We start from the raw sequence: 16,147 nt of genomic DNA on the forward strand, positions 1-16,147 counted from the left end.
ATTCTCTCGACGGTCTCAGTTCACAGCGGACGTCGCTTCGACATGACGCGGCAAGGTCACCCGAATACGGGTGCCGCGTTGGCTCTGAACATCGGCCGGGCTGTCGATGGTGATTTGTCCATAATGCTCTTCAACGATGGAATAGACCAGTGCGAGGCCCAGACCGGTGCCTTCGCCAGGATCCTTGGTGGTGAAGAAGGGTTCGAACAATCGGTCCATGATGTTCTGTGGAATACCGCTGCCTTCGTCTTCGACGATCAGGTCGACGGTATGTTCGAAAGCTTCGCTCTTGACCCGTACCGCGCTGCCGGCCGGTGAGGCGTCGCGCGCATTGGAGAGCAGATTGATCAGCACTTGGGCGAGCCGTTGGGGGTCGCCGTCGACCCAGTGTTCGGGGTCGCACAGGTTGAAGAACTGGACTTCGAAGTTGCGCCGGTTGAGCGCCAGCAGGCCGATGGCGTCCTGGGCCACTTCGGCCAGGCACACCGGCTCGTCGTTGTGCTGATGACCGCCGGCGTGGGCGAAACTCATCAACGACTGGACGATGCGCGATACGCGCTTGGTCTGTTCGAGAATCTGGCCGCTGATTTCCGTCAGCTCGCCATCGTCCTCGCGCTCTTCGCGCAGGTTCTGCGCCAGGCAGGCGATGCCGGTGATCGGATTGCCGATTTCATGGGCCACCCCGGCGGCCAAGCGACCGATGCTGGCCAGGCGCTCGGAGTGGACCAGCTTGTCTTCGAGCATCTGCGTGTCGGTCAGGTCTTCCACCAGCAGCACTAGGCCGCTGTTGCCCGGCGCCAAAGGCTCGTCGATCGCTGCCTTGTGCAGGTTCAGCCAGCGGGTCTGTCCGTCCAGGGCCAGGTGTTGTTTGTGCAGATGCTCGTCCGGCAGGTCGATGAAGCCTTGCAGCAAGCCTTTCCACGGCTCGCCCAACGTGCTCAGGCGGGAACCGACCACCCGCTGCGCGGCAATCCCGGTCAGTTCTTCCATGGCCTTGTTCCACATGAGGATCTCCTGGTCCTTGGCCAGGGAGCACACGCCCATCGGCAGTTCCTGCAGGGTCTGGCGATGGTAACGGCGCAAGGCATCCAGCTCGGCGGCCAGGCCGGTGAGGCGCGAGTGGTAATCCTCCAGGCGGCTCTCGATGAAGTGGATGTCTTCGGTGACATAGTTCTCGCCGCCGGCCTTGTAGGGCAGGAACGTTTCGACCATGTCCTGGGCCACGCTGGGGCCCATCAGGCCGGACAGGTTGGCTTCGATCCGATCCCGCAACCGACGCAAGGCGTATGGACGGCGTTCGTCGAATGGCAGGTAAAGGTCGCGCAGGGCCTGTTCGACTTCCTTTTGCGCGGCCTTGGCGCCAAGAGGCTTGGCCAGTTGGGTGGCGAATTCCTGGGGCGAGGCAGCGTGCAGTTCACGGCGCTGGGGCCGGCGCACGTTATCCACAGCGCAGGCTTCGGCGGCACTGGCTTCTTCGCTGCTGGCATTGGTGAACAGCGAGATCAGGGTAAACATCAGCACGTTTGCCGCCAGCGAGGCGATGGCTGCCATGTGCCAGCTGGTGTCGTCGAGCACGTAGATCATGTTCAACAGCGGAATATAGAAACCCTGCAGGTTGCCCAGCAGCGGCAGCAGCATGGCGACCAGCCAGACCACGATCCCCGCCAGCAGGCCGGCGATAAAGCCGCGGCGGTTGGCGGTCGGCCAATACAACACTGACAGGACGCCGGGCAGGAATTGCAGGGTTGCAACGAACGCGACGATGCCCAGGTTGGCCAGGTCCTGTCCGTCGCCCAGCATCAGATAGAAACCGTAGCCGGCCATGATGATCGCGACGATCAATGCGCGACGGGTCCATTTCAGCCAACGATAGATGTTTCCCTCGGCTGGAGGCTGGTAGAGCGGCAGTACCAAGTGGTTGAGAGCCATGCCCGACAGTGCCAGGGTGGTCACGATGATCAGACCACTGGCCGCTGACAGGCCGCCGACATACGCCAGCAGCGCCAAGGCTTCGTTGTTGGCGGCGATGCCGATGCCGAGGGTGAAATACTCCGGGTTGGTGCTGGCGCCCAGTTTCAAGCCGGCCCACAGGATCAGCGGCACGGCCAGACTCATCAACAGCAGGAACAGCGGCAAGCCCCAGCTCGCGCTGACCAATGAGCGCGGATTGAGGTTCTCGGTGAAGGTCATGTGGTACATGTGCGGCATGACGATCGCCGAGGCGAAGAACACCAGCAGCAGCGTGCGCCACGGGCCTTCCTGGAGCGGCGTATGCAGCGCGGCGAGGGCGGTCTGGTTCTGCAACAGCCAGATCTCGAGCTGCTGCGGGCCATCGAATACGCCATACAAGGCATAGAGGCCGACGCCGCCGATGGCGACCAGCTTGATCACCGATTCGAAGGCGATCGCGAACACCAGGCCTTCATGTTTTTCCCGCGTGGCGATGTGCCGCGAGCCAAAGAAAATCGTGAACAGGATAATCAGGACGCAGAAGCTCAGCGCCACCCGGTGCTGCACCGGTTCGTGGGTCAGAATGCTGATGGAGTCGGCGACCGCCTGCATTTGAAGCGCCAGCAATGGCAGCACGCCGACCAGCATGAAGATGGTGGTCAGCGCACCGGCCCAGGTGCTGCGGAATCGAAAGGCGAACAGGTCGGCCAACGAAGACAATTGATAGGTGCGGGTGATTTTCAGGATCGGATAAAGCAGCACCGGCGCCAGCAGAAAGGCGCCGGACACCCCGAGGTAACTGGACAGGAAGCCATAGCCGTATTGGTACGCAAGACCGACCGTGCCATAAAACGCCCACGCACTGGCGTAGACGCCCAACGAGAGGGTGTAGGTCAGCGGGTGGCGAATGATTGCCCGGGGGATCATGCCTCGTTCACTGATCCAAGCCACGCCGAACAGCACCGCCAGATAGGCGGCGCTGATCAGGATCATCTGGGTCAGGCTAAAGCTCATCGGCATCTTTTTGGCTCTGCAGGATGAAGGTCACGACGATCAGGATCAGCCAGAGCAGATAGGGCCGATACCAGGCACCCGTGGCATCGATCCACCAATCCATGATGGCTGGGGAGAACAGGTAAATCCCCACTACCAGGAGCAGGACCAAGCGATAGATGTACATCCCGGCCTCTCTTTTTTATGCACGTGCCCGAAAACGTGCGGCGATGGTAACGGATAGGCGGCAGGCTGCAAGGGCCGTCACTGTATTTGCGCTTCGGGCAGGGACAGTGTGCGTGGGATCTTTCCCGCATCCCAGTGGCAAATGCCCCAGGCCAGCAACTCCCGTGGGCTGGCATCGACCAATTCCGATGCCGGTTGCTGGCCCAGTGCGCGCAGCGCTCTCAACAGCAGAGGCGTTGCCTGATCGGCCGTCAAGGGTGGTGAACGATAGGATTTGCCGAGTTTGTGCCCGTCCGGCTGGGTAATCAGTGGCACGTGCAGATAGCGCGGTTGTGGCAACCCAAGCAGTTCTTGCAGGTATAGCTGGCGCGGCGTGGAATCCAGCAGGTCGGCGCCTCGGACTATATCGGTGACACCCTGCCAGGCGTCGTCCAGGACCACTGCCAATTGGTAGGCATACAGCCCGTCGCGGCGACGAATCACAAAGTCGCCGGCCTCGCGGCCCAGGTGCTGGCGGAATTCGCCTTGGACCCGATCGACGAAATGGTATTCAAGTTCGGGGACGCGCAGGCGGATGGCGGCGTCTTCGATGTTGTGACCTGCGTTGCGGCACAGTCCCGGATAAATGCCCTGATAGGGTTCCAGTTGCTTGCGCGAACAGGTGCAGGCGTAGGCGAGGCCTTGGTTGAACAAGCGATCGATGACCTGCTGGTAGGCGGCGTGGCGGTCGCTCTGGCGCACCATTTCACCATCCCATTCAAAGCCGTAGCTTTCCAGCGCCTTGAGAATTGCCGCCTGCGCGCCGGGCACTTCCCGGGGTGGGTCGAGGTCTTCCATGCGCAACAACCAGCGTCCGCCCACGGACCGGGCATCGAGGTACGACGCCAGGGCGGCGACCAGCGAGCCGAAATGCAAGTGGCCGCTGGGGGTGGGGGCGAAGCGTCCGGTGTAGTCAGTCATAGAGCGAATTTTACGGAGTCCGGGCGAAAGGAGTGCAAATCTTGATGACGGAGCATAATTCCCTGTGGGAGCGAGCCTGCTCGCGAAAGCGGTGTGGCTGTCACATCAATGTAGGCTGGACGAACGCATTCGCGAGCAGGCTCGCTCCCACAAGAACTGAGGGCATGGGAGCCTCGCAAACAAAAAACGGAGCGTATGAACGCTCCGTTTCGATGACAGCCCCGGCGATTACTTGCCGACCTGTTTTTCCTTGATTTCCGCGAGGGTCTTGCAGTCGACGCACATGTCGGCGGTCGGACGTGCCTCCAGTCGCTTGACGCCAATCTCGACGCCGCAGGACTCGCACCAGCCGTATTCTTCGTCTTCGATCAGTTGCAGCGTCTTATCGATTTTCTTGATCAGCTTGCGTTCACGGTCGCGAGCGCGCAGTTCAAGGCTGAATTCTTCTTCCTGGCTGGCACGGTCGGCCGGGTCGGGGAAGTTAGCAGCGTCGTCCTTCATATGGTCAACCGTGCGGTCGACTTCCTGCATCAAGTCCTGTTTCCACTTGTTCAGGATCTTGGTGAAGTGCGCGCGCATGGGGGCGCCCATGTACTCTTCGCCCTCTTTCGCGACATACGGCTCAAACCCGCTGAGCGACTGATTTTGATTCTGCTTTGCTTGGGTGGGCATGAATGGACCGCCTCTACTCTTGTAATCCACTACGCAGGATTGCTCCATCACCGACACCTGCCGGCCCTGCGGCTGCAAGCGGGCGAACTTACCAGATCAAATCAGCCTGCGCTACTCCCGGTTGTCGAGCCTGGCGCGGCTGGGGCCCGTAAAACATGATCGGGTCCGGTTCGGTGGTGTTGCAAACCTGCTCAATGCTTGATTTTAGTCAAGTCTGGGTTTAACGCTGGAGTCATTTCCAGCTAGCGCTAGGACCGTTTTAGATTTGCGCTCGTTCCCGCACCCGTTCCCGAGTTGGGTAGAATCGGTTCTTTTTTCGTGAAGGACGGCCCAATGGCCCAGCCCTACAGCGCACGCAGCCGTGCCATCGAACCATTCCATGTCATGGCGCTGCTGGCGCGCGCCAACGAACTGCAGGCCGCCGGGAACGATGTCATTCACCTGGAAATCGGCGAGCCGGACTTCACCACCGCCGAGCCGATCATCCAGGCCGGCCAGGCTGCCCTGGCCGCCGGCAAGACCCGCTACACCGCGGCCCGGGGCATTCCCGAGCTGCGCGAAGCCATCGCCGGTTTCTACGCGCAGCGCTACGGCGTGGAGATCGATCCCCGGCGCGTCCTGGTTACTCCGGGTGGATCCGGCGCGTTGTTGCTGGCCAGTGCTCTGCTGGTGGACCCTGGTAAACATTGGCTATTGGCCGACCCAGGCTACCCCTGCAACCGTCATTTCCTGCGGCTGATCGAAGGCGCGGCACAATTGGTGCCCGTGGGGCCGGACGTGCGTTATCAGTTGACGCCGGACCTGGTGGATCGCCATTGGGACCAGGACAGCGTCGGTGCCCTGGTGGCTTCCCCGGCCAACCCGACCGGGACGATTCTCAGCCGGGATGAATTGGCGGGATTGTCCAAGGCGATCAAGGCCCACAACGGGCACCTGGTCGTCGACGAGATCTATCACGGCCTGACCTACGGCACCGACGCCGCCAGCGTGCTGGAGGTCGATGACGATGCGTTCGTCCTTAATAGCTTTTCCAAATATTTCGGCATGACCGGCTGGCGGCTGGGCTGGCTGGTGGCGCCTTCGGCGGCCGTCGCTGAGTTGGAAAAGCTCGCGCAAAACCTCTACATCAGTGCGCCAAGCATGGCCCAGTACGCGGCCTTGGCCTGTTTCGAGCCGGCGACCATTGCGATTTTCGAACAACGGCGCGCCGAGTTCGCGCTGCGTCGTGACTTTCTCCTGCCAGCGTTGCGTGAGCTGGGGTTCGGCATCGCAGTGGAGCCCCAAGGGGCGTTCTACCTTTATGCCGATATCAGCGCTTTCGGCGCAGATGCCTTCGCGTTCTGCCAGCACTTCCTGGAAACCGAACACGTGGCGTTCACGCCGGGGCTCGATTTCGGTCGTCATCAGGCCGGTCATCACGTGCGTTTCGCCTATACCCAAAGCCTGCCGCGGCTGCAAGAAGCGGTGGAGCGAATTGAACGCGGACTGCGGAGCTGGCAAGGCTGATGCTCTTTTCCCCTGCCTTGGAAGAAGGACGGTTGATTCGACGTTACAAACGTTTTCTCGCCGATATCGAGACCGTTCATGGCGAACTGTTGACAATTCATTGCCCCAACACCGGCTCGATGCTCAATTGCATGGCCGAGGGCGCGCGCGTCTGGTTCAGTCGCTCCAACGACCCCAAACGCAAGTTGCCGGGCACTTGGGAAATAGGCGAAACCCCTCAGGGGCGCTTGGCCTGTATCAACACCGCGCGGGCCAATGGGTTGATCGAGGAAGCGCTGCGCGCCGGTGTCATCAGTGAGCTGATCGGGTTCATAGGGCTCAAGCGGGAAGTGGCCTATGGCGTCGAGAACAGCCGCATCGATTTTCGGCTCGACTACGCGGATCGCAGCTCGGCCTGGGTCGAGGTGAAAAGCGTCACGCTGGGTTTCGACGGGACGAATGTCGCGGCGTTTCCCGATGCGGTAACCCTGCGTGGCGCCAAGCACCTGCGAGAGCTGGCTTGCCTGGCGCGGGAGGGCGTGCGCGCGGTGCAGTTGTATTGCGTGAATCTGAGCGGCATCGATGCGGTGCGGCCGGCGCACGAAATCGACCCGGTGTACGCCGCGGCGTTGCGCGAGGCCGTGGCCGCCGGGGTGGAAGTGTTGGCATATGGCGCCACGCTGACGCCGGAGCAGATGTGGGTCGATCGTCCGCTGCCGGTGTTGCTTGAGCCACTACAGCTCGACCCAAATGCCTTGATCGTCCTCCCGGCAATCTAGCGCCGCCAGGAATTGCCCCGCGCAAGGGCCGGCGACGCACTCACCGCTTTCGATCAGGAACAGCGCGCCGTGGGTCGCGCACTGGATGAGGCTGGCGCTGGTATCGAGAAACTGGTCGGGTTGCCATTCCAGCGGCACGCCGCGGTGCGGGCAGCGGTTGAGATAGACATACGCCTGGCCTGCGCGCCGCACGGCCAGGACCTTGCGCCCATCCATGTCGAAACCGCGACTGCCGCTTTCAGCCAGCTCGGCGGTGCTACAAAGAAATTTCATGTGAGTCTCTAGGTGTCATAAGGACGGGCTCGTTGAAGGCTATGTTGTCGAGTGCCATGCTTGACGGTCAAATGAAAACAATTATCAAATGGCGCCTCCTTCGCAGGTGGTGTCGAGGATACTTGTCCAAGCCCGACCCTGTGGAAAACTTCTTCGAGGAAGCTGCCCGATGCGCCTGAATGTCCGCGTTGCTGCGCTCTGTATCGTCTTGCTGGCCTGCCAGGGAGCGTTGGCGGCCAATCTTGCGCAGCGCTGGGTGAGCGCCGGCGGCGCGTTGTCCGAGTGGGTCGGCGCGCTGGGTGGTGAATCGAAACTGGTGGGCGTGGACACGACCAGCCAGCATCCCGAATCGCTGCGAGCGTTGCCCAGTATCGGTTATCAGCGGCAGCTATCGGCGGAGGGCGTGCTGAGCTTGCGTCCGCAAATCCTGGTGGGTACCGAAGAAATGGGGCCGCCTCCGGTTTTGGCGCAGATTTGCAACGCCGGGGTGCAGGTCGAACTGTTCTCTGCGGCGCCAAGCCTGGCGGCGCTCCAGGACAATCTGCGTCACCTGGGTCAGTTGTTGGGAGCCGAGTCCAGGGCTAGAGAATTGTTCGAGGATTATCAACAGAGTCTTTCCCGGCATAGCGTTAGGGTGGATGAAGCCCGGCTCAAGCAAAAGGCGCCTGGTGTATTGCTGTTGGTGGGCAGCGCCGGCGGCAAGCCGCTGGTCGCGGGCAAGGACACCGCCGCTGATTGGCTACTGCAACAGGCCGGCGGCCACAACCTGGCGACCCACAGCGGTTACAAACCGTTCTCCGTTGAAACCCTGGCCAGCCTGAACCCTGAAGTGCTGGTCTTCGCCGATCGTGCCTTGCGCGGTGAAGAGGCGCGCGCGGCGTTGTTCAAGGAAAATCCGATCCTGTCCTCGACGCGCGCCGCCAGAGACGGGCGCGTCATGGAGCTGGACCCAACGTTGCTGGTGGGCGGACTAAGCCCACGTTTGCCGCAAAGCCTGGTGAAGCTGACCAATGCGTTCTATCCGGCCCAGGTGCCATGACGGCGCTGGTCAAGCCGCGCACGTTGTTTATTGGGCTGGGCCTGCTGTGTCTGCTGGCGACCTGGCTGTCCCTGGCGTTGGGGCCGGTGAGCTTGCCCTTATTCGATACCTTGCGGGCCGCCCTGCGCCTGTTGGGTCTGCCGGTGGCCGCCGACGGCCTGGAGCAGGCCGAGCTGATCCTTGGCCAGATTCGTCTGCCGCGCACGTTGCTGGGACTGATGGTGGGGGGAGTGTTGGCGCTGTCTGGCGTGGCGATGCAAGGATTGTTTCGTAACCCGCTGGCCGACCCGGGGTTGGTGGGCGTGTCCAGTGGCGCGGCGTTGGGTGCCGCGTTTGCCATCGTCGCCGGCTCGGCGCTGGGCGGGGTGCCCGAAGCGTTGGGGCCTTACGTGTTGTCGTTGTGTGCGTTTCTCGGCGGGCTTGGAGTCACGGCGCTGGTCTATCGCCTCGGCCGGCGCAACGGCCAGACGCATGTCGCCACCATGCTCTTGGCTGGCATTGCCTTGACCGCGCTCTCCGGCTCCGCGGTCGGCTTGTTCACTTACCTGGCGGACGATGCGACCTTGCGCACCCTGACGTTCTGGAACCTGGGGAGCCTAAACGGTGCCAGCTACGGGCGGTTGTGGCCGTTGTTGCTGGTCAGCGTCGGCGTCGCGATCTGGCTGCCGCGTCGCGCCCGGGCGCTTAACGCCTTGCTGCTCGGCGAATCGGAAGCCGCCCATCTGGGCATCGACGTCGAACGGCTCAAGCGAGAGTTGGTGTTCTGCACCGCCTTGGGCGTCGGGGCTGCCGTCGCGGCGGCGGGCATGATCGGCTTTGTCGGGCTGGTGGTGCCGCACCTGGTACGGTTGATGGCGGGGCCGGACCACCGCGTTCTGTTGCCGGCATCGGTGCTGGCGGGGGCGAGCCTGTTGCTGCTCGCCGATTTGGTCGCGCGTCTGGCGCTGGCCCCGGCTGAGCTGCCGATCGGCATCGTCACGGCCTTCATCGGCGCGCCGTTTTTCCTTTATCTTTTGTTGCGGGGGCGCGCCTGATGTTGCGAGCGCAGAACCTGTACATTCGCAGGGGCCACAAAACCGTATTGGCGGATATTGATCTGCAGCTCACTCCGGGCGAAGTGCTGGGTGTGCTGGGTCCCAATGGGGCGGGCAAAAGTACGCTGCTCGCCGGTTTGTGTGGAGAAATGCGTCCGGCACAGGGAGAGGTCTGGCTCGATGATCGGCCATTGGCCCAGTGGGAAGGCAGCGAGCGCGCCCGTCGCCTGGCGGTATTGCCGCAGACCTCGACCCTGGATTTCGCATTCCGTGTTGAAGAAGTCGTCGGCCTCGGGCGGCTGCCCCACCAGAGCGGCCGGATACGTGACGGGCAAATTGTCGAATTGGCGCTGCGGGCTGCGGACGCCGCACATTTGCAAGGTCGCAATTACCTGAGCTTGTCCGGCGGTGAGCGACAGCGGGTCCATCTGGCCCGGGTACTGGCGCAATTGTGGCCGGGCGAGGCGGGACAGATCCTGCTGCTGGACGAACCCACTTCCATGCTCGATCCGCTGCATCAGCACACCATTCTGCAAGCGGTGCGTGAATTTTCCGGTCGTGGCGCGGCGGTGCTGGTGATCCTGCATGACCTGAACCTGGCGGCGCGTTACTGTGATCGCCTGTTGCTGCTGGCGTCCGGCAGGCCGGTGGCCCTGGATTCGCCCCAGCAAGTGCTGCGCCCGGAGCCCCTCAAGGCGGTGTTTGGCCTGGACGTGCTGGTGCAGTCCCATCCGGAGCGCGGCCATCCGTTGATCATTGCCCGCTGAGTCTGGCTGGAGAATACCGATATGCGCTTGATCCTGATGCTGGCATTGGCTGTGTTGACGGCCTGTCAAACTGTCGAGCCCCCTCCGCTTGGTGGACGGATTCGTGATTTGCACACCGGCCAATCGATCACGCCCCAGGTATTGGTCAAGCGTTTGGCGGGTGCCCAGCGAGTCGTGGTTGGAGAGCAACATGACAATCGCGATCACCATGAATTGCAGCGTTGGCTGCTCCAGGCCTTGGCCGAGCGACGGGCCCAAGGCAGCCTGTTACTGGAGATGTTGACGCCCCAGCAACAACCACGGGTCGACGCGGTTCGCCAGTTGTCTGCCTTGCCAAGGGATCTGCCCGGCGCGTTGGACTGGTCGCCAGGTTGGGACTGGAGCCTCTACGGGCCCATGGTCGAGTTCGCCCTGATGCAATCCTATCCCGTGCTGGCGGCCAATCTGGACAGCGCGCAGATCCAACGGATTTATCGTCAAGCGCCTGTGATGCAGGGAGTTCTTTCCAATTCGGATGCTGTGAAGGGCGTGCTGCTGGAGCAGATCCGTGAGTCCCACTGCGGACTCCTGCCAGAGTCGCAAATGCCTGCGATGCTGGCTGTGCAGCAGCAGCGTGACCGGCGCATGGCCGAACGATTGCTTGAGGCTCCCGCGCCGGCGTTGTTGTTCGCGGGCGCCTGGCATGGCCGCAAGGACGTTGGCGTGCCGCTGCATGCGCTGGATCTGGGGGCCCACGATGCGCCGTCGGTGCTGATGTTGGCTGAAGAGGGCAGCAATGTGACACCGGCCATGGCGGATTACGTGTGGTACACCCCGGCAATGCCGCCGCAGGATTACTGCGCGCAAATGCGTTCAGGCGACGCGAAGTGATTCTCCAGGCAAAAAAAGACCCGGCAAAAGCCGGGTCAAATAACCGTGATTAGCCTGATGAGGAGATATCTGAGAGTCCGAACCAAGGGCTTTTCAAATATCGACCAGTCTCGCGACCGGATGTGGTAATCATAGCGATTCTCATTACCAAGTCAAACATTCTTTCCCGATTGCCCGAAGTTTCTTGCGTGAGCGGGTCGGACGCGAGAAAAATGGTTTCAGGCTTTGTGCCGCGCCGAAATGGCATCCAACTGTTTGTTGAGGGCTTCCTTGCGTTCCGGGGGGATATCGTTCCAATGCATGTCCATCAGCGCGCCTTCGATGGCATACAGCAGCACTTTGGAAGCGCGAAACCCGCGAGTGCGTACGGCGCGATAGGCGTCTACCGCGCCGAGCCGGCGCAGATCCGAGGCGCTGTGGATGCCCACGGCGTGCAGCCACTGGGCTGATGTCTTGCCCAGATTCTTCAGGTGTTGCAGTTCATCATTCATCGAGCCTCCTTGCGACGGCCGACTGGTGCAGTGGGCAAGCTTTTCAGGAGTGTAGCGTTCAGCAGGAAAAGCGTGATTCTTTGATCGGAATCGACGCAAAAGCTTCTAATGCATTACGCACGATGGTTGAGGGAAGAAGGAAAAGCGCATCGTCCAGCGCAGGCAGGGGCGCTGGAGAGTGATGGTGCCGCAACCACGGGTGCCGTCGTTTCAGCGGGTGCGATAGCGCAGGCGAGTGCCGAAATTCATCGACATCAGGATCTCGTCGGCAGATAGCTCGGGTGGAAAGTAGGTGCCGGAGATCTGCGCATGAGCCAGGCTCGCGCCTTCCAGTGACGACTTGCGAAAATCGATGCCGCGCAAATCGGTGGAACGGAAGTAGGCATCCGTGAAATCCACGTCGTCGGCGTTCAGTTCCCGCAGGTCGAGGCCACGAAAATCGCCGCCGCGCATGTCGATAGGACCTTGAGGTCGTTCGGCGTTAAACCCGGCGACGTCATCTTTGCGCAACAAGGCATAAAGCGGGGTATCGAGAAGCTTTGGGTGGCTCATGGCATATCACCTGATGGTTTTATGGCGCCAGTATAGTGCCACTATTTGGCGGCCGTGAAGCCGGGCGTCGCTTCACGGCCGAAATAGTTTCTACAGGCCCGGCAAGCGTTGGCGGATCTGCGCCACCACGACATCCAGCGTGCCGCTTTCGTTGGTTTGAACCCGTTTGCTGCAAAGGATTTCTGCCGGCGTCAGTGCTTCCCGGCTCGCCTGCTGGGCGGCGATGACGGTCAGGTTGGCATCGGAAGGATCCTTCTGGTCGGCTTGGCGCTGGGCGAGCCGGCTCTCGATCACTGCTTGCGGCGCCTCGCAATCCAGAATCAGGAACGGCGCGCCCGTGCCTTCGGCAACCTTGGCCGCGGCGTCGCGCTGGTCATGCTTGAGGTAGGTGGCATCGATCACCACGGGGAACCCGGCGTGGAGGATCGCATCGGCGATCTCATGCAGCCGGGCGTAGGTGGCGCTGCTGGCATCGCTGCTATAGATGCCGGCCTGTGGATCGTTCGGCACTTGCTGTTCACCGAACAGGCGCTTGCGTTCCACGTCCGAGCGCAGGCGAATCGCGCCAAGCGCTTCCACCAGGCGCATCGCTACGTGGCTTTTGCCAACGGCGGACACGCCGTGGGTGATGGCCAGGAAGCGCGAAGGAATCGTGCTGTAGCTTTCCGCCAGGTTGGCGTAGTTGCGGTATTGACGCAGGGTCGTGGCGCGCTGCACCGGATCGGCTTCGGCGGGCATGCTGAACAGCGCGACCTTGGCGCGGACCAGGGCACGATAGGCCTTGTAGAAGTTCAGCAATTCCAGGCCATCGTAATCGCCGGTCAGCTCCAGATATTGGCTGACGAAGCGTCGCGCCAGGGACTTGAGGCCGCGGTCTTCAAGGTCCATCGCCAAGAACCCGGTGTCGGCGTAGACATCGGTGAAACGGAATGGCTCGTTGAATTCGATGCAGTCGAAGATCACCACTTTGCCGTCGATCACCGTGGCGTTGCCCAGATGGATGTCGCCGTGGCATTCGCGAATGAAACCGTCGGCCTTGCGTTGGGTAAACAACGGCTTGAGCCGCTCGAAGCTGGTTTCCGCCCAGGCCTGGAGAGCCTCGAGTTGCAGCAGGTCAGCCTTGTCGTTGAGGAATGGACGGATCTGTTCGAAATTCTGCCGCACCGGCGCCATGACGCTGTCTGGTGTGCCCGCCGCATTGTCGGCAGGCACTTTTGGCGTGGTGAGGTGGAACTGGGCGATCTGCGCGGCCATTTCATCGATGTGCGCGGTGGTCAGTTCGCCATTGGCCTGCAGCGTGCTGAGCAGTTCACTTTGGGGGAACTGGCGCATTTTCAAGGCGTATTCGATAGCCGGGCCATCGCCGCCCAGTTGTGGCGCTTGGGCACTGCCAGTGATCGGCAAGACTTCCAGGTAAAGGTCCTGGGTCAGGCGTTGGTTCAGGCGCAGTTCTTCGCCGCAGAAATGCTTGCGTGCGTCGAGGCTGGTGAAGTCGAGGAAGCCGAAATTGACCGGTTTCTTGAATTTGTAAGCGTAGGGGCCGGTGAGCAACACCCAGGAGATGTGGGTTTCGATGACCTGGAACCCTTCGATGGGATGCGGGTAGAGGGCTGGGTTTTGCAGGGCAGCGATCAGTGATTGGCTCACGGGCGATCCTTCAGAGACTGGAAAATTCAAGGCGGTCATTATGGCCGCAAGCGGCGCTAACGCAAACCTTGGCGGACTCATGTTGAACCTCGACAAAGTGCGTATAATCCGCCGCCATGACTCGTACCCGATCCCCCCGCACCCCCAAGAAACCACCCGCCAGCCGCCTGCGGCCCTGGTTGGGCTGGGCCCTTAAACTGAGCCTGGTAGGCCTTGTCGTGCTTGCCGGTTTTGCCGTCTACCTCGATGCCATCGTCCAGGAGAAGTTCTCCGGCAAGCGCTGGACCATCCCGGCCAAGGTCTACGCACGGCCGTTGGAGCTGTTCGTCGGACAAAAGCTGAGCAAGGATGATTTCCTGACTGAGCTCGATGCCTTGGGTTATCGCCGCGAAAGCGTCGCCAATGGTCCCGGGGCGGCGTCGGTGAACGGCAATACCATCGACCTCAACACCCGCGGTTTCCAGTTCTATGAAGGCATGGAGCAGGCGCAACCGGTGCGGGTGCGGTTTTCCGGCGACTATGTAGCCGCGCTGACCGGTGCCAACAATGCCAAGCTGTCCGTGGTGCGTCTTGAGCCGCTGTTGATTGGCGGCCTATACCCCAAGAACCTCGAAGACCGGATCCTGATCAAGATCGACCAGGTGCCACCGTTCCTGCTCGATACGCTGATTGCCGTCGAGGACCGTGATTTCTACCATCACTTCGGCGTCTCGCCCAAGTCGATCGCCCGTGCCGTCTGGGTCAATACTTCTTCGGGGCACATGCGCCAGGGCGGCAGTACCTTGACCCAGCAGTTGGTCAAGAACTTCTACCTGACCAACGAGCGCAGCCTGACCCGCAAGTTGACCGAAGCCATGATGGCGTTGCTGCTGGAGCTGCACTACGACAAGCAGGAGATCCTGGAGGCGTACCTCAACGAGGTCTTCGTCGGGCAAGACGGCCAGCGCGCGGTGCACGGTTTCGGCCTGGCCAGCCAGTTCTTCTTCAGCCAGCCACTGTCCGAACTCAAGCTGCACCAGGTGGCGTTGTTGGTGGGCATGGTCAAGGGGCCGTCTTCCTACAACCCGCGTCGTAATCCGGAGCGTGCGCTTGAGCGGCGCAACCTGGTGCTCGATCTGTTGCAGCAGCAGGGCGTGGCAACGGCAGAACAAGTCGAGGCGGCGAAAAAGATGCCGCTGGGCGTGACCAAGCGTGGCAGCTTGGCGGACAGTTCTTTCCCAGGCTTCATGGACCTGGTCAAGCGTCAACTGCGAGAAGACTACCGCGACGAAGACTTGACCGAAGAAGGCCTGCGGATCTTCACCAGTTTCGACCCGATCCTGCAGATGAAGGCCGAGGCCTCGGTCAATGACACTTTCAAGCGACTGGCGGGGCGCAAGGGTTCCGACGAAGTCGAAGCGGCAATGGTTGTGACCAATCCGGAAACCGGGGAAGTCCAGGCGATGATCGGCAGCCGCCAGGCCAGTTTCGCAGGATTCAACCGGGCGTTGGACGCGGTGCGACCGATCGGCTCGCTGATCAAACCGGCGGTTTATCTCACTGCGTTGGAAAAGCCAAGCCAGTACACGCTCACCAGTTGGCTGTCCGATGAGTCGTTCTCGGTCAAGGGCGCGGACGGGCAGGTCTGGACGCCGCAGAACTATGATCGTCGTCCCCACGGCACGGTGTTCCTGTACCAAGGCCTGGCGCATTCCTACAACCTATCGACGGCCCGCCTCGGGCTGGAAGTCGGCGTGCCGAATGTGCTCAAGACCTTGGCGCGCCTGGGAGTGAACCGCGAATTCCCGGCCTTCCCATCGATGCTGTTGGGCGCCGGTGGCCTGGCTCCGATCGAAGTGGCGGCCATGTACCAGACCCTTGCCAATGGTGGCTTCAACACACCGATGCGCGGGATCCGCAGCGTGTTGACCGCCGATGGCGAGCCGCTCAAGCGTTATCCGTTCCAGATTCAGCAACGCTTCGACCCGGCTTCTATTTATCTGATCCAGAGCGCCATGCAACGAGTCATGCGCGAAGGCACTGGCAGTTCGGTCTATAACGTACTCCCACGGACGTTGACCCTGGCGGGCAAGACCGGTACGAGTAACGATTCGCGCGACAGCTGGTTCGCCGGATTCAGCCAGGACTTGCTGGCGGTTGTCTGGCTTGGCCGTGACGACAATGGCAAGACGCCGTTCACTGGCGCCACCGGTGCGTTGCAGGTCTGGACCAGTTTCATGCGCAAGGCCGATCCGCTGCCTCTGGACATGCCGCAACCCGACAACATCGTCCAGGCCTGGGTCGATTCGCGCACTGGGCAAGGCTCCGATGCCAACTGCCCGGGCGCTGTGCAGATGCCGTATATTCGCGGCAGCGAACCGCCACCCGGTGCAGCCTGTGGTGGTCAGAATCCCGCCGAATCGGTGATGGATTGGGTCAAGGACTGGATGAATTAAGCAAAGAGGGTTTC

At 61.7% G+C, this 16,147-nt stretch carries 15 protein-coding genes; 7 read left to right on the top strand and 8 right to left on the bottom strand.

Going from position 1 to position 16,147, the window contains the following annotated elements; genetic code table 11:
* Positions 1-15: 15 nt before the first annotated feature.
* From J3P81_RS04135 to dksA, 4 genes are all read right to left on the bottom strand, one after another.
* A complete protein-coding gene (locus J3P81_RS04135; RefSeq protein ID WP_420767605.1) occupies positions 16-2,970 on the bottom strand; it encodes a sensor histidine kinase in 2,955 nt (984 codons plus the stop codon).
* Positions 2,954-3,130 (bottom strand): hypothetical protein, encoded by a 177-nt coding sequence (locus tag J3P81_RS04140; RefSeq protein WP_003176118.1) that lies wholly within the window; start codon positions 3,128-3,130, stop codon positions 2,954-2,956. The genes J3P81_RS04135 and J3P81_RS04140 overlap by 17 nt, the downstream gene beginning before the upstream one ends.
* Positions 3,131-3,207: 77 nt before the next feature.
* The gene (gluQRS, locus tag J3P81_RS04145) at positions 3,208-4,089 is read right to left on the bottom strand and encodes a tRNA glutamyl-Q(34) synthetase GluQRS (protein WP_434562270.1); all 882 of its coding nucleotides are present in this window, start codon (positions 4,087-4,089) and stop codon (positions 3,208-3,210) included.
* Between the two features lie 228 nt (positions 4,090-4,317).
* Entirely contained in the window at positions 4,318-4,761 is a 444-nt protein-coding gene (gene dksA, locus J3P81_RS04150; protein WP_420767603.1) for an RNA polymerase-binding protein DksA, read from the bottom strand.
* A gap of 333 nt (positions 4,762-5,094) precedes the next feature.
* Between dksA and J3P81_RS04155 the strand changes: the two genes are divergently transcribed.
* Together J3P81_RS04155 and sfsA are read left to right on the top strand one after the other, a co-directional pair.
* Positions 5,095-6,267: a pyridoxal phosphate-dependent aminotransferase gene (locus tag J3P81_RS04155; protein WP_434562272.1), complete on the top strand. Its 1,173-nt coding sequence runs from the start codon at positions 5,095-5,097 to the stop codon at positions 6,265-6,267.
* The gene (gene sfsA / locus J3P81_RS04160) at positions 6,267-7,025 is read left to right on the top strand and encodes a DNA/RNA nuclease SfsA (RefSeq protein ID WP_434562274.1); all 759 of its coding nucleotides are present in this window, start codon (positions 6,267-6,269) and stop codon (positions 7,023-7,025) included. The genes J3P81_RS04155 and sfsA overlap by 1 nt, the downstream gene beginning before the upstream one ends.
* Here sfsA and J3P81_RS04165 read toward each other — a convergent pair.
* Complete coding sequence (locus tag J3P81_RS04165) at positions 6,981-7,298, bottom strand: Rieske (2Fe-2S) protein (RefSeq protein WP_434562276.1); 318 nt, start codon at positions 7,296-7,298, stop codon at positions 6,981-6,983. The genes sfsA and J3P81_RS04165 overlap by 45 nt on opposite strands.
* Positions 7,299-7,467: 169 nt before the next feature.
* Here J3P81_RS04165 and J3P81_RS04170 point away from each other — a divergent pair, with 169 nt between their 5' ends.
* From J3P81_RS04170 to J3P81_RS04185, 4 genes are read left to right on the top strand one after another with little or no spacing between them, the layout of a single operon-like run.
* Positions 7,468-8,337, top strand: coding sequence for a heme/hemin ABC transporter substrate-binding protein (locus J3P81_RS04170; protein ID WP_434562278.1), 870 nt, complete (start codon positions 7,468-7,470; stop codon positions 8,335-8,337).
* Between the two features lie 50 nt (positions 8,338-8,387).
* Entirely contained in the window at positions 8,388-9,371 is a 984-nt protein-coding gene (locus J3P81_RS04175) for a FecCD family ABC transporter permease (protein ID WP_420767662.1), read from the top strand.
* Positions 9,371-10,138, top strand: a complete 768-nt coding sequence (locus J3P81_RS04180; protein ID WP_434562280.1) for a heme ABC transporter ATP-binding protein — start codon at positions 9,371-9,373, stop codon at positions 10,136-10,138. Before J3P81_RS04175 ends, J3P81_RS04180 begins: the two co-directional genes overlap by 1 nt.
* Positions 10,139-10,159: 21 nt before the next feature.
* On the top strand, positions 10,160-11,008 hold the full coding sequence (locus J3P81_RS04185; protein WP_434562282.1) for a ChaN family lipoprotein: 849 nt from the start codon (positions 10,160-10,162) through the stop codon (positions 11,006-11,008).
* Positions 11,009-11,226: 218 nt separating this feature from the next.
* Here J3P81_RS04185 and J3P81_RS04190 read toward each other — a convergent pair whose 3' ends face one another.
* The 3 genes from J3P81_RS04190 to J3P81_RS04200 all read right to left on the bottom strand — a co-directional run bounded on the left by J3P81_RS04190 (position 11,227) and on the right by J3P81_RS04200 (position 13,698).
* Entirely contained in the window at positions 11,227-11,499 is a 273-nt protein-coding gene (locus tag J3P81_RS04190; RefSeq protein WP_420767596.1) for a TfoX/Sxy family protein, read from the bottom strand.
* Between the two features lie 210 nt (positions 11,500-11,709).
* Positions 11,710-12,051, bottom strand: coding sequence for a pentapeptide repeat-containing protein (locus J3P81_RS04195; protein WP_420767595.1), 342 nt, complete (start codon positions 12,049-12,051; stop codon positions 11,710-11,712).
* A 90-nt stretch (positions 12,052-12,141) separates the two neighbouring features.
* On the bottom strand, positions 12,142-13,698 hold the full coding sequence (locus tag J3P81_RS04200) for an AAA family ATPase (protein ID WP_434562284.1): 1,557 nt from the start codon (positions 13,696-13,698) through the stop codon (positions 12,142-12,144).
* Between the two features lie 116 nt (positions 13,699-13,814).
* On the opposite strand from J3P81_RS04200, the gene mrcB reads away from it, so the two are divergent.
* Positions 13,815-16,133, top strand: coding sequence for a penicillin-binding protein 1B (mrcB, locus tag J3P81_RS04205; protein ID WP_420767593.1), 2,319 nt, complete (start codon positions 13,815-13,817; stop codon positions 16,131-16,133).
* Positions 16,134-16,147: the final 14 nt, after the last annotated feature.

The sequence above is a fragment of the Pseudomonas sp. R1-6 genome (genome assembly GCF_051132115.1).
Taxonomy (GTDB): domain Bacteria; phylum Pseudomonadota; class Gammaproteobacteria; order Pseudomonadales; family Pseudomonadaceae; genus Aquipseudomonas.